Consider the following 13973-nt stretch of genomic DNA (forward strand, 5'->3'; position numbering starts at 1 on the left):
TTACTGTCTGGCAGAAAGTCCGGATAGGCAGGAATATTATTTTTGCTCGATCCATAACTGTAATTCCAATAAACGATTAGGAGTTGATTTGATTTATTCTATTATCTCATAGGGAAAATAGGTAATTCAAAGCCGAATACGTATTTCTTAAAAAATTTGACATGAACCCTCAGATAAAGCTTAGTTTTCGCGAAAAGGTTGGTTATGCCCTTGGAGATACAGGCGCTAATATTGCCTGGCGACCCCTGGTGTCGTTTCTGCCTTTTTTTTATACCGATGTATTTGTATTGCCAGCAGCTGCTGTTACCTGGTTGTTATTAATTCCGCGTTTAAGCGATGGAATTACCGATTTGATTATGGGCACTATTGCCGACCGAACCCAAACTCGTTGGGGCAAGTTCAGGCCATGGATGTTATGGTCGGCATTACCATTCGGATTATTACTGGCACTTACTTTTACAACTCCCGGCTTTGGGCAGGGTGGTAAACTAATTTGGGCGTACTCGACCTATATTTTGTTAACCCTCGCCTACACTGCCAACAACGTGCCCTATAATGCCCTTATGGGTGTTATGACCTCAGACTTACAGGAGCGAACTAAATTGTCGGCCTACCGTTTTTTTGGTGCCTTTGCTGGTGGGGCCATTGCCTATTTTCTAATTGATTACCTGGTTGCGTTTTTAGGCAATGGCAATACCACCAAAGGCTATCAGTATACTTTTTTTGTATTTGCATTCATGTTGACAGCATTCTCGCTTATTACTTTCTTCTCGACTAAAGAACGAGTTAAAGTTGTTCAGGAAAGAAATTCATCGCTTCGAAATGATGTTCAACAGCTTTTTAGAAACCGTTCGTGGCTGATTCTTATTTTGGTAGGGTTTCTGTTTCTTATTTTTAATTCTATAAAGCAAGGAACCGCGGTATATTATTTTGCACACTATGCCAAACAACCCGGACTTGGGGGCATTTACCTCGGTGTGCTGGTTTTGGTTTCGATGGCTGCTACCCTTGTAACTCCTTTTCTTACTAGGCTTTTAGGTAAAAAACAATTGTTTTTACTAGCAATGATTTTTTCCGGTTTGCTAACCTTACTCTTGTATTTTGCTGAACCAGATGATATTTGGTATGTATTTATTATTGGCAACATTTCAGAATTTGCTGCTGCCATTTTACCAGTACTCTTTTTTTCCATGCTAGGCGATTCGGCCGATTATTCCGAATGGAAAAACAATCGCCGGGCTACGGGATTGGTATATTCAGCAGGTACTTTTGCTATGAAAAGCGGTGGTGCAGTAGCGGGTGCAATTATGCTCATGATACTTAGCATTTATGGATACACGGAAGGAGGGCATGTTCAATCGCCCGAGGCTCTTATAGGTATTAAACTTAATATGAGTGTAGTACCGGTTGTTTTTATCGCTTTGGCATGTGTTGTAATGATGTTTTATCCACTAAGCAAACAGCTCATGGAGCAGGTTGAAAATGAATTACAACAAAGACGAAATAATCTTAATTTGAATAATTAAAACATGAAATACGGTTTCTTTGACGACAAAAACAGGGAGTATGTGATCACCAATCCGAAGACTCCTTTTCCGTGGATAAATTACCTGGGAAATGAAAATTTCTTTAGCCTAATCTCTAATACAGGGGGTGGTTACAGCTTCTATCGCGATCCGCGGCACAGGCGAATTACGCGTTACCGATACAACAATGTGCCTCTCGACGATGGTGGAAAATACTTCTATATAAAGGAAGAAAAAAACGTCTGGTCGCCGGGTTGGAAGCCCATGAAAACTCCACTTGATTTCTACGAATGCAGGCATGGATTAGGATACACCTGCATTACAGGGAAATACAATAATCTGGAAGCTGGTGTGCTGGCCTTTGTGCCTTTGGGATCCAATTGCGAGATTCAAATAGTGACTCTTACCAACCATTCCGATAAGAAAAAAGAGTTTAGCTTGTTTTCTTTTGCGGAATGGTGCTTATGGGATGCATTAGATGACCAGACAAACTTTCAACGGAACCTGTCAACTGGCGAAGTGGAGGTGGAAGGCTCGGTAATTTATCATAAAACAGAATACCGCGAGCGCAGGAATCACTTTGCATTTTATGCAGTAAATGCCAAAATAGATGGCTTCGAAACAAGTCGTGAAAGCTTTTTAGGAGCATATAATGGCTACAATGAACCTGAGTCTGTATTAAAGGGGCAATTAAGCAATACCCTTGCCCATGGTTGGTCACCCATTGCTTCGCATGGCATTCATATGCAACTCGAACCGGGCGAAAGTAAAAAGCTGGTTTTTATTCTGGGCTATATCCAGAACGAAGAGAATGAAAAGTTTTCTGCGCCTGGCATTATTAATAAAAAGGGGGCATTGGAGCTTATTGAAAAGTTTGATACAACCGAAAAAGCTGAAAATGCATTTTCGAAAATAAAAGATTTCTGGCAGAGCATGTTTTCTAAGTTCCAGTTACAGACGCACGATGATAAACTCAATCGTATGGTGAATACATGGAATCAATACCAGTGTATGATTACCTACTTTTTCTCGCGAAGTGCATCTTATTTCGAATCGGGAATAGGCCGTGGAATGGGCTTCCGCGATTCGAACCAGGATTTAATTGGCATTATGCATTTTGCCCCCGGGCTGGCCAAACAGCGTATATTGGATCTTGCAGCTACACAAATGCAAAATGGTGGGGCTTATCATCAGTACCAACCCTTAACCAAAAAAGGGAACCACGACATTGGCTCGGATTTTAATGACGATCCTCTTTGGCTTATCCTTTCTGTTTCGGCCTATATTAAAGAAACTGGCGACTGGTCTTTCCTTATCGAAGAGGCACCTTTCGATAACAAACCTGAAAAATCTGCCAGCATTTTCGAGCATCTTAGACGTTCTTATGAGCATGTAATAAATAATCTGGGGCCACACGGATTACCTCTTATCGGCCGCGCCGACTGGAACGATTGCTTGAATTTGAATTGCTACTCAACTGAGCCAGGTGAATCTTTTCAGACAACTGGAAATAAGAAAGGAGATGTGGCCGAATCGGTAATGATTGCCGGAATGTTTATCCTTTATGGTCGCGAATTCGAGCGTATCTGTCAATTATCCCAAAACCAGGAATTTTCCCGACAGGTTGGTGTGCAGGTAGATAAGATGATAAAGGCAGTTCATGCATATGGCTGGGATGGCGAATGGTTTTTACGAGCTTATGACAGTAAAGGAAATAAGGTAGGAAGCCATGAAAATACCGAAGGTAAGATTTTTATCGAGTCACAGGGATTCTCTATCATGGCAGGCATTGGGCATACCAATGGCATGGCATCTAAGGCTCTTCTTTCAGTGAAAAAGTACCTCGATTCGGATTATGGTATTGTTTTGCATCATCCACCTTACACAAAGTACTATCTAAATCTGGGTGAAATATCTACTTATCCGCCGGGATACAAGGAAAATGCGGGTGTGTTTTGTCATAACAATCCATGGATCATAATATCAGAAACAATGGCAGGTGATGCAAACAGGGCTTTCGATTATTATAAAAAGATTACGCCAGCCTATTTTGAAGATATCAGCGAATTGCATCACACCGAACCGTATGTGTACTGCCAGATGATTGCAGGTAAGGATGCTCACAAGCCTGGAGAAGGAAAAAATTCATGGTTAACAGGTACAGCGGCATGGAGTTTTTATGCCATTAGCCAATATATTCTCGGTATTAGGCCCGATTACGATGGGTTAATTATCGATCCAAAAATTCCTTCTGACTGGCCTGGATTTTCTGTTACCAGAGTTTTCCGGCAGGTTACCTATACAATTATTGTCGAAAGAGGAGCTGCCACGAAAAAAATGCTCTTAGATGGTAAAGAGATAAATACGAATTTAATACCTGTATTCAGTGCAGGTTCATCGCACACTGTTAAAGTATTTATTCCATGAAAACAATAAACACAATTTGCAAGGCGATTGGTCTTTTAATTGGTATTGTAACCGTGGTATCCCTTTTTAATAATTGTTCTTCAAGGGTCAACAATTATTCACCAGATATCCTTATCGATCAGGTTGGGTATTTGAACAATGCCCCCAAGATGGCACTCATTCGTTCTTACCAGGGTAAGTTTACTTTAGTGGATACTTATACAAACAAAACTGTTTATAAAGGAAAAGCCAGCGATACAGTGTTTTGGAATTCATCAAACGAATGGTATGCTGTGGCTGATTTCTCAGAAGTGATTAAATCAGGAGTTTATCAGCTTAGGTTGGAGAATAATTTATTTTCAGCACCCATTTACATCAATAATACATACCCCGACAGTTTGTTTAAGGCCACTTTAAAAGCTTTTTATTACACCAGAGCAACTATGCCAATCGATTCTAAATTTGGCGCTTCCTGGGCACGTGAGGCAGGTCACCCCGATACTGCAGTAATTATTCATGAATCTGCAGGCGGTGTAGGTCGAAAAGCTGGAGATTATATAAGTTCACCCGGAGGATGGTATGATGCGGGAGATTATAATAAATACATAGTTAACTCTGCCATAAGCGTTTATACACTGCTTAGTGCTTACGATCTTTATTCAAAGGTTATTGCCGACAAATCATTGAACATACCGGAGAGCGATAATCTCATTCCGGATATTTTAGACGAAACATGCTACAATGTAAAATGGATGCTTAGCATGCAGGATTCCGACGGTGGGGTTTACCATAAGTTGACCACTAAAAAGTTTGAAGGTTTTGTGATGCCACAAGCAGCAACAGAGGCTAGATATGTTGTAATGAAAACCACGGCTGCTACTTTGGATTTTGCTGCCTCAATGGCAGCTTGTGCCCGCATTGTGGAAGATGTCGATTCGCTTGTGCTTTTAGCAGGCAGATGCCGCGAATCGGCTATTCGTGCCTGGAATTGGGCATTAAAAAATCCAGAGGTGTATTATATTCAACCTCCCGATATTCAAACCGGACAGTACAACGATACTAGTTTAAGCGATGAGTGGCTTTGGGCTTCGGCAGAATTGTATCTCCTTACAATGGATAGAGCTTATCTGCGTGAAAATGAGGTTTTAAATCCTCAATTTCCTTACACAACACCTTCCTGGGACTTGGTGCAGACTCTGGGTCTTTTAAGTTTGGTTGCCAATCCATCGAGGGTAGAAACCGATATTCTTGAAAAAAGCAATAAAATGTTTTTGAATTTTGTCGATACTTTGTATGCCATTTATGCACATTCGCCTGCACTGGTTTCTCTGGAATATTTTAAATGGGGCAGCAACAGCGATTTAGCCAATCAAAGTGTTTTAGCTTCTGTGGCATACCGTCTTACTGGTAGTGATAAATATGCCTGGATGGCTCTCGATAACCTGCATTATTTATTGGGAAGAAATCCTGTGGGGTATTGTTTTGTTACCGGCTTTGGATATCAATCGCCAATGTATATTCATCATCGGCCATCGGGTGCCGATGGCATTGAAAAACCTGTACCTGGCTTTTTGGTTGGAGGTCCAAACACTATCGTTTTAAACGATTGTGGAGACTCAGTGAGTCGCTCCAAATGGCCGGCCTGCTCTTATACCGATAGTGAATGTTCTTATTCTACCAACGAGGTAGCAATTAACTGGAATGCCCCGATGGTTTTTGCCTTGGCGGCCACCCTTGATTTTCTTCACAACCAGGATAAATAGCCACACTCAGGAAAGGATCTAAGGAATTCCTTTTAATCAAACTCAAATAACTGCTGGTACGAAGATGCATTCAATATCATTTTTATTTGCCTTAAGAAGTGTTTGGGTAAAAAGTTTATTTCTTACCTGCCAGTAATTCCTTCAGTTTGTTCATTTCATCGCGGTATTGGGCAGCCTCGATAAATTCGAGTTTGGAAGCCGCTGCTTCCATTTTTTTTCGAGCCATCTCAATGGCTTTTTCCAGGGCATGGCCATCCATGTATTTAATTACCGGATCGGCTGCAATATCCGGTTTCTCTGGCTCGGTATAGGCATATTTTTCACCCGAAACCTGTTTTACACTTTGCAAAATGGTGGATGTCGGTTTTACAATTTGTGTAGGCGTGATGCCATTTTCGAGGTTGTATTGTAACTGTTTCTCCCTGCGCCGGATTGTTTCGTCGATAGTAAGTTGCATCGAGCGAGTAATTTTATCGGCATACATAATTACGCGACCGTTAAGGTTACGGGCAGCCCTACCGGCTGTTTGTGTAAGCGAACGCTCCGAGCGCAGAAAACCCTCCTTATCCGCATCGAGTATAGCTACCAGCGAAACTTCCGGAAGGTCTAGCCCTTCTCGTAGCAAATTGACGCCTACTAATACATCAAAGGTGCCTTTTCGCAGGCCTTCCATAATTTCTATGCGTTCGAGGGTATCGATGTCGGAATGGATATACCTGCATTTTATATCGACACGCAGGAGGTACCCGGATAGTTCCTCAGCCATGCGCTTGGTTAGAGTGGTTACCAGCACTCTTTCCGAATTGCCGATGGTGAGTTTGATCTCCTTCAGCAGGTTATCGATCTGGTGCAAACTGGGGCGCACTTCAATCACTGGATCGAGCAAGCCGGTGGGCCTTACCACTTGTTCTACCACCACACCTTCCGACCGGATAAGCTCATATTCCGCCGGGGTGGCACTCACATAAATGGTTTGGGGGGCAAGGCCCTCAAATTCGTCGAATTTTAGCGGGCGGTTATCCACAGCTGCAGGCAACCTGAAACCATATTCCACAAGGTTTTGTTTGCGGCTATGGTCGCCTCCAAACATAGCTCTTATCTGAGGTATGGTGACATGGCTCTCGTCGATAACCATTAAGAAATCGTTCGGGAAATAGTCTATCAGACAGAATGGACGTGTGCCGGGTTTACGGCCATCGAAATAGCGCGAGTAATTTTCAATTCCGGGGCAGTGCCCCAACTCACGAATCATTTCAAGATCGTACTCCACTCTTTCTTTTATTCGTTTGGCTTCCAAAGGCTTGCCTATTTTATTGAAATAGTCAATTTGTTTCACCAGGTCATCCTGTATCTCCTCAATAGCTTGTTTCATCCGGTACTTGGCTGTCATAAAAATGTTAGCAGGGAAGATTGTAACCTGCTCGTGGCTTTCGATTATATGTCCATTCAACGGGTCGAGCGATTCGAGTTCTTCGATGACATCGCCCCAAAAAACAACACGGTAAGCATAATCTGCGTTGGCAAGGTAAATATCTACCGTATCGCCATTGACCCTGAAATTGCCCCTTTTAAACTCTACCTGGTTCCGGCTGTAAAGGCTGTCGACGAGGCTGCGTAAAAACACATTCCGGCTGATTGTTTGCCCCTTTTTTAATTGTATGGTATTGCTGTAAAAATCATCGGGGTTGCCAATACCATAGAGGCAGCTTACTGAGGAGACCACAATTACATCGCGCCGGCCGGAAAGAAGGGAGGAGGTAGCACTTAATCGAAGTTTCTCAATTTCTTCGTTGATCGAAAGGTCTTTTTCAATATAGGTATCCGAAACCGGCAGATAGGCTTCGGGTTGGTAATAATCGTAATACGAAACAAAATACTCCACGGCATTGTCTGGAAAAAATTGCTTGAATTCCCCAAAAAGCTGTGCAGCAAGGGTTTTATTATGACTTAAGACCAATGTTGGTTTTTCGATTTTTTCTATTACATTGGCAACAGTAAAAGTTTTTCCCGATCCGGTAACACCCAGCAAAGTCTGGTAAGGCAGGTTGTTTAATAGGCCATCGGTAAGTTGCCGAATTGCTTCCGGCTGATCGCCTGTAGGTTTGTATGCAGAAGTTAATCTGAATTTCATGTGAGAAAATAGTAATTAAAAATTTGCCGCTCGTCAAAAAAAACTCTAACTTTTAACAACCAACTGAAACCAATTGAGTTCAAAATTAGTTAAACCAAAACGATAACCAACCAAACAACCAATCTTCGGGTAAGGCCAATTCAATCTTTATGAATTCAGACAATAAAAGCTCAATCAAACACATCGCAGAGCTGATCTCTCAGATAAAAAACCTGGAGGAAGAAAATTTCCGTCTGCGGCAACAAGTTGAGCAGGTTGGCAGTGAGCTCGAAAAATACAAAAATCTGGCTTCACGTTACCGTCTAGAACATAAAGATGTACAGCCCAGCAAGCAGGCTCCCAAGAATATTCTACGTTTTAAAATGGCTACGGTGCTTTATGCCGATGCCCAGGGGTACAACAAGATTTCGGGCGAGATGAATAGCAACCAGCTGGTGGATAATCTCGATGAGATATTTCTTGAACTCGAGAAAATAATTTCGAAATACGAAATCAAACGACTTCGCACACTCGGAGATACTATTATGTGTGCCGGGGGTATTCCGCATAAAAACACAACCAACCCCATCGAAGTAGTACTGGCTGCTGTGGAGATGCATTATTATGTGCGCGACCTGCAGCGGGCTTATGGAATGGAACGTATCTGGGACTTACGATTTGGTATTCACACCGGTCCGGTTACTGCTGTGATGTCGGGTCGTAAAAAAATACAATACGAGGTTAAAGGCGAAACTGTGAATTTGGCTACTCGTGTGCGCTCTTTTAGCGAAGCAGGTGGTATATTAATTTCTGAGAATACATACGAGCTTATCAAAGACCTTTTTGTCTGCGAGTATTCTTCGCGTATGCCTGTGAAATACAAGGGTGATATTGAATTGTATTATGTAAAAGGCATTAAAAGTGAGTATTCGCTTCAGAAAAAAGGAATTATACCCAACAAGCACTTCAGTGTGCGTTTTGGACTTATTCAATTTACCGATTTGCAGGAGCTGATGCTCAACAAGCTCGAGCGCGAATTGCCTTCGTACCTTTATTACCACAACGTCAAACATACTATCGATGTGGTTACCCAGGCCGAACTCATTGGTATTGGCGAAGGTGTTAACGACGAGGAACTTCTCTTACTGAAAACAGCTGCTTTGTTTCACGATTCTGGCCATATACTCTCTTACGATGACCATGAGCATTTTAGTACCTTGATTGTCCGCGAAATTTTACCCGATTATTTTTACACCCAGCGGCAGATTGATATGATCTGTGATTTAATACAATCGACCAAATTACCACCCGCACCTAAAAATGCCCTGGAAAGAATAATGTGCGATGCCGACCTCGATTACCTGGGCCGCACCGACATGATTCCGGTATCAAATGCATTATACCGTGAGCTTCATGAGATGAATAAAATATCTTCGCTGATCGCCTGGAACCAACTGCAGGTGAAATTTATCTCGGGTCACCAGTATTTCACACAAACTGCACAATCACTTCGCGAAGTAAACAAGCAAAAGCAGATCGAACGCATTAAAAAGCTTATCGACGAAGGCTGTTGCGACTAGTATTTTGTCTATTGCTTAACCCAATCTTTCAGGGCAGGAATAAAAATTAGCAAGGCTGTTACCAGGGCAAATGCTGCCGATATCAGTACAGCTCCAGCTCCCAGATCTTTAATTGTTTTTCTTTTGCTGTCAAAATTATCGGGCAGGGTTTCGGCAACTGTCTCCAGCGCCGTATTGATTATTTCAGCCATAAAAACCAGAGCAATTGCTAAAAGAATAAACAACCAACTTTTTATTTCAATCGAAAGTATAGCGCCTGTAAATACAGCTATTGCTGAAGCAACAAGATGTATTCTTGCTTTTGTTTCGATCTGAAAAAATTCAGACAGGCCCTGAAAGGCCCATCTGAATGATTTTAACTGATGACGAATTCCTTTTTTATTTACTTTCGGTTGCATAATACGATCAATTTAGCAAGTACAAAAAGTAACAGCCAATAGAGCTTCTGAGGCAATCTTAACCCAATGATTTGACTATTGTTCTGACTTCTTCGATAAGGTTTCCTGTCCATACCAGTCGACTTTTTTCGAATAAATCATTACCATACCAAGAATTATTACCAGCCCGATGTTCCCTAAAAGCAGGGCGTAGTCAGAGATTTGCAGGATGGTGAAAAGGAACAGGTACAAAAGAGTAAGTACCCCCGTGATTGTAATGGTTGTTTTCAGCGCTTTAAAGATTGCCTGTACATAAGCTCCAATCATGGCAATAATTACGATGCTGGAAACCAGATAAGCCAGGTTGAAAGTAATGTGTTCGGCCAGGGCAATTAATAGGCTGTAGAAAACCACAAGGGCTAAACCTATAATCAAATACTGCACCGGGTGAACACGCTTTTTGCCTAATATTTCGGAGAAGAATACTACCAGAAAGGTGAGTGCAATAAAGAGAAAGGCATATTTTACCGAACGGGTGGCTTTTTGGTAAGTATCTACCGGCATGAGCAGTTTTACGCCAAAGCGCTGGTAGTCGGTATAGCTTGTATAGCTGTCGCCCGAGAAGGCTTGTGGATAGGTACGGTTCATTTCAATGATGCTCCATTCGGCTACAAACCCACTGTCGCTTACCGACCGTTCTGCAGGCAAAAAGCTTCCATCAAAACTGGGCGTACTCCAGTTTGAACTGAGTTTTATATGCGTGCTGCTGCCTACGGGGGTAAAAAACATCGATTCACTGCCGTTTAAATTTGCTTCGAGGGAAAAACGACAGGGCTTTTCTTCTGTCAACTTCACAGGGGCATTTATGCCAGACATAAACATCGAGCAATTGTAATAACCCGGTGAAAAAGAAAGACTCTCTTCGTTCCATTTCAGTTCAATCTTTTCAGTAACCCCTCGCAGGTCGCTTATTCCTAATACCAGTCGGGCATCTTCCCAGTAGATCTTATGGAATTTATCAGGTCTGGCTTTAAGGTTTTCGATGCTGAAGCTTCCTTCAATCTGAAGCTGGCTGTTGTAGGTAATTACTTTGTAAATGCTTCGGCTGCGTAAAGCAGGAGTAAGGTAGCCATTCAGGTTCAGTTCGTCCGGGAGTATGTTAAAATACCTTAGATTATCCTGGTAATTACCGTTCGAAAGATATTCGCGCTCGGTAAAGGGCACAACCAGCACTGGACCGGTAATTTCCTGGGGAGCTCCCCATTTCGCAGTGACTTCTTTGATGGTTTGGTCTTTGGTTGTTTCCCGCTCATCAATCAATTCGCGGATCATAAGAGAGGGGATGAGCAGAATCAAGGAGAGGATGATCACAACCACCAATTTAAGACTGATAGAGTTGCGAAAACGTTTTTGTTTTTCTTCTTTTTGCGGTGCCATACGATTATTTTTAATGAATAGGTAAATTGTTATTCTTTTATTGATTTTTGGCTTTGAATCAAGCGGTTGAGATTTTCGAGGTGTTCATTAAATAAATCACGTCCTTTCATGGTAGCCCGATATCGTGTATTGGGTTTACGGCCAATAAACTGTTTCTGAACTTCCAGCATTCCGTTCTTTTCCAGGGCAGCCAGATGACTGGCAAGGTTACCATCGGTGGCCTCCAAAAGCTCCTTCAATGCCTTGTAGTCCATGGTTTCATTCACCATCAACACCGACATAATTCCAAGCCGGATGCGGCTTTCGAAGCTTTTATTTAGGGCTGTTATCAGGTTTTTCACTTGATTATTGCTTGTCGTACCGCTGGTACATTATCCATCCATACACAATGTGCAGGATTCCAAATCCAAATGCCCAGGCCAATAAACCATAACCCGGAATTAAAGTAGCCAATAGGCCAAGAGATAGTTCGCTATAACCCAGCCATCGGATTTCACCCAGTGTGTGCCTGCTTGCCTGAATCAGGGCTAGACCATAAAAAATGAGCATGGCCGGAGCCACAAGGTAAACGATACTATGCAGCAAAAGTGCCAAACAAAAAATACCACCTGCAAGCAGCGGAACCATTAGGCTGATGAGCATTTGCCGGGTGGCAAAAGACCAGATTTTAATTCCCTGTTTGCGTGCTTTTCGGGTAGTAAGCACAATAGCCTGCCCAATGGCTAAAATAAGTACAACCAGCGCTGTTGTCGTTAAAAACCATATTTTTTGGCTGGTAATGGGCGAGGACGCTGAGAAGTATTCTTGTGCTTCGAAGTAGCGCCGATCGTAGTTGAGGTAAAAGAATGCCAGTGCGGCGCCTGAAAGAGCAATAGTGCCTGCCAGTATTCCGGAAATACCACTCAGGGAAATAAAGCGAGAGGAGCGTTCCATCATGGTTCGGATTTCGAGGATTTGATCGTGTGGATTTTGTTTCATAAAAAGTACTTTGAAATACAAAGTAAAACTATTTAGTAATTATTACCAAAAGAATTTTGATACTAATTTGTTAAAATTGCTTAATTCAAAAAATAGCTGCAATGCGGGCACACTGAGTGAAAATCTTTTAACTTTATCGCAAAAAAATACTATGCGTTATTTACTCCTCCTTATTTTAATTCCAGTTCTAATGTTTTCGTGCTCAGAGAGTGTACCTCAAGCTGAGTTGGACGAAGAAATTATCACGCAATACCTTTTAGAGAATGAGTTAACAGCCACACGCCATTCGTCGGGTTTGTATTACAGCATTGACCAGCCAGGCCAGGGGAGTTATCCTGACATAAACTCAAAAGTGAAGGTGCGCTATACTGGTTATTTGCTCGATGGTACTGTGTTCGATTCGGGTACTCTCGATTATTACTTGCTTAGCAGTCTTGTAGCCGGTTTTCAATATGGATTGCCGCTTTTCAATCGTGGAGGTGAAGGGATTCTTTACATTCCTTCCAGTTTGGGCTATGGAAATAAAACTGTGGGTAGTATTCCTGCCAATTCCATCCTGATTTTTGAAGTGGAGCTTATCGATTTTTATTCCAGCTTAGCGCAATAAATAGCTTCTTATAGCTGGATGATACACATTGATTCTTATCCATCTGTTTTTTGACTGTACAAAACATATAATAGCATAACTTTAGCCATGATTCGATTTTAATAATTTATTATCCATAAAAACCATGAAACAATTTCTGATTAGCTTTTTATTGCTACCTCTCTTGCTGGTGGGCTGCAAAAACCAACCTGAAGAAGTTCTGATCCGGCCTGTGCGCACCATGACTATCAGCACGGTGAAAGAATTATCCGGAGCCAAATTCCCGGGTGTATCCCAAGAAGTTCAAACAGTTGAAATGGCTTTTCGCGTGGCAGGTCCGCTGGTGAAGCTAAATGCTGTGGAAGGTCAGAAAGTGTTGAAGGGGCAATTAATTGCCGAAATTGATTCGCGCGATTTCAGGGTAGACCTGTCGGCGAAAGAAGGACGCTACATTCAGGCAAGAGCAGAAGAAGAGCGTTTTAGGGAACTCTTAACACGCAATGCTGTTTCGCAAAACGAATATGACCAGAAGCAGGCTGTGTACCTCGAAGCCAGATCGGCCTATGAGGCGGCTAAAAATGCGATGGTCGATGTGCGTCTTGTCGCTCCCTTCGATTGCTATATCGACCAGAAATTTGTAGAGAATTATCAGAGAGTGACCATCGGACAGCCCATCGTGAGCCTGTTGGACCTTTCTGCCATGGAAGTGAAATTCTCTGTCCCCGATCAGGTAGCCATGCTTTACCGAAATTATGATTATTTCCTTGTAAATTTCGACGCTTACCCTGATAAAGTATTCGAAGCAGACATGAAACAGGTTGAAAAGAAGTCGGTGGGTAGTGCGGGCATACCGGTTACCATTGTGTTGCGTGAAAAAGATAACATGAACACTCAATACCGTTTAACTCCGGGCATGAGCTGTAATGTGCAGGTTGTATTAAAAAAGGATGAGAGTAAAGTAAGCAGCGAAGGAATTGCGGTACCCATTACAGCAGTCTACGAAGTCCCTGAAAACGAACAAAAGTACGTGTGGGTGTTGAGCGATTCGATGTTAGTGAACAGGCGCAACGTTAAAATTGGCACCCTGTCGGGTAACGATATGATATTGATAACAGATGGATTGAATCAGGGCGAAACTGTAGTCATTGCTGGTGCCAACAGGCTTAGCGAGAACCAGAAAGTTAAATTGCTTACCACTAATTAATCCTGC

The 13973-nt window shown here is 42.3% G+C and carries 11 protein-coding genes; 6 read left to right on the forward strand and 5 right to left on the reverse strand.

Going from position 1 to position 13973, the window contains the following annotated elements; translation table 11 throughout:
* The first annotated feature begins 161 nt into the window (after nucleotides 1-161).
* From IPM71_13060 to IPM71_13070, 3 genes are read left to right on the forward strand one after another with little or no spacing between them, the layout of a single operon-like run.
* Entirely contained in the window at nucleotides 162-1526 is a 1365-nt protein-coding gene (locus tag IPM71_13060) for an MFS transporter (GenBank protein ID QQS50501.1), read from the forward strand.
* Nucleotides 1527-1529: 3 nt separating this feature from the next.
* Nucleotides 1530-3953, forward strand: a complete 2424-nt coding sequence (locus IPM71_13065) for a glycosyl transferase (GenBank protein QQS50502.1) — start codon at nucleotides 1530-1532, stop codon at nucleotides 3951-3953.
* On the forward strand, nucleotides 3950-5695 hold the full coding sequence (locus tag IPM71_13070) for a glycoside hydrolase family 9 protein (GenBank protein ID QQS50503.1): 1746 nt from the start codon (nucleotides 3950-3952) through the stop codon (nucleotides 5693-5695). The genes IPM71_13065 and IPM71_13070 overlap by 4 nt, the downstream gene beginning before the upstream one ends.
* Nucleotides 5696-5810: 115 nt before the next feature.
* Here the strand turns inward: IPM71_13070 and uvrB are convergent, their stop codons facing one another.
* The gene (gene uvrB / locus IPM71_13075; GenBank protein ID QQS50504.1) at nucleotides 5811-7826 is read right to left on the reverse strand and encodes an excinuclease ABC subunit UvrB; all 2016 of its coding nucleotides are present in this window, start codon (nucleotides 7824-7826) and stop codon (nucleotides 5811-5813) included.
* A 149-nt stretch (nucleotides 7827-7975) separates the two neighbouring features.
* Here uvrB and IPM71_13080 point away from each other — a divergent pair, with 149 nt between their 5' ends.
* Nucleotides 7976-9385 (forward strand): HD domain-containing protein, encoded by a 1410-nt coding sequence (locus IPM71_13080; protein ID QQS50505.1) that lies wholly within the window; start codon nucleotides 7976-7978, stop codon nucleotides 9383-9385.
* An 8-nt stretch (nucleotides 9386-9393) separates the two neighbouring features.
* Here IPM71_13080 and IPM71_13085 read toward each other — a convergent pair whose 3' ends face one another.
* The 4 genes from IPM71_13085 to IPM71_13100 form a co-directional block, all read right to left on the reverse strand.
* Nucleotides 9394-9783 (reverse strand): diacylglycerol kinase family protein, encoded by a 390-nt coding sequence (locus IPM71_13085; GenBank protein QQS50506.1) that lies wholly within the window; start codon nucleotides 9781-9783, stop codon nucleotides 9394-9396.
* Nucleotides 9784-9858: 75 nt separating this feature from the next.
* Nucleotides 9859-11199: a cell envelope integrity protein CreD gene (gene creD, locus IPM71_13090; protein QQS50507.1), complete on the reverse strand. Its 1341-nt coding sequence runs from the start codon at nucleotides 11197-11199 to the stop codon at nucleotides 9859-9861.
* A gap of 29 nt (nucleotides 11200-11228) precedes the next feature.
* Nucleotides 11229-11540, reverse strand: coding sequence for a transcriptional regulator (locus IPM71_13095; protein ID QQS50508.1), 312 nt, complete (start codon nucleotides 11538-11540; stop codon nucleotides 11229-11231).
* 4 nt (nucleotides 11541-11544) lie between these two features.
* Nucleotides 11545-12177 (reverse strand): hypothetical protein, encoded by a 633-nt coding sequence (locus IPM71_13100; GenBank protein QQS50509.1) that lies wholly within the window; start codon nucleotides 12175-12177, stop codon nucleotides 11545-11547.
* Nucleotides 12178-12328: 151 nt separating this feature from the next.
* Here IPM71_13100 and IPM71_13105 point away from each other — a divergent pair, with 151 nt between their 5' ends.
* A complete protein-coding gene (locus IPM71_13105) occupies nucleotides 12329-12784 on the forward strand; it encodes an FKBP-type peptidyl-prolyl cis-trans isomerase (protein QQS50510.1) in 456 nt (151 codons plus the stop codon).
* 124 nt (nucleotides 12785-12908) lie between these two features.
* Nucleotides 12909-13967, forward strand: a complete 1059-nt coding sequence (locus IPM71_13110; protein ID QQS50511.1) for an efflux RND transporter periplasmic adaptor subunit — start codon at nucleotides 12909-12911, stop codon at nucleotides 13965-13967.
* Nucleotides 13968-13973: the final 6 nt, after the last annotated feature.

This window comes from Bacteroidota bacterium (assembly GCA_016699695.1).
Taxonomy (GTDB): Bacteria; Bacteroidota; Bacteroidia; order Bacteroidales; family UBA10428; genus UBA10428.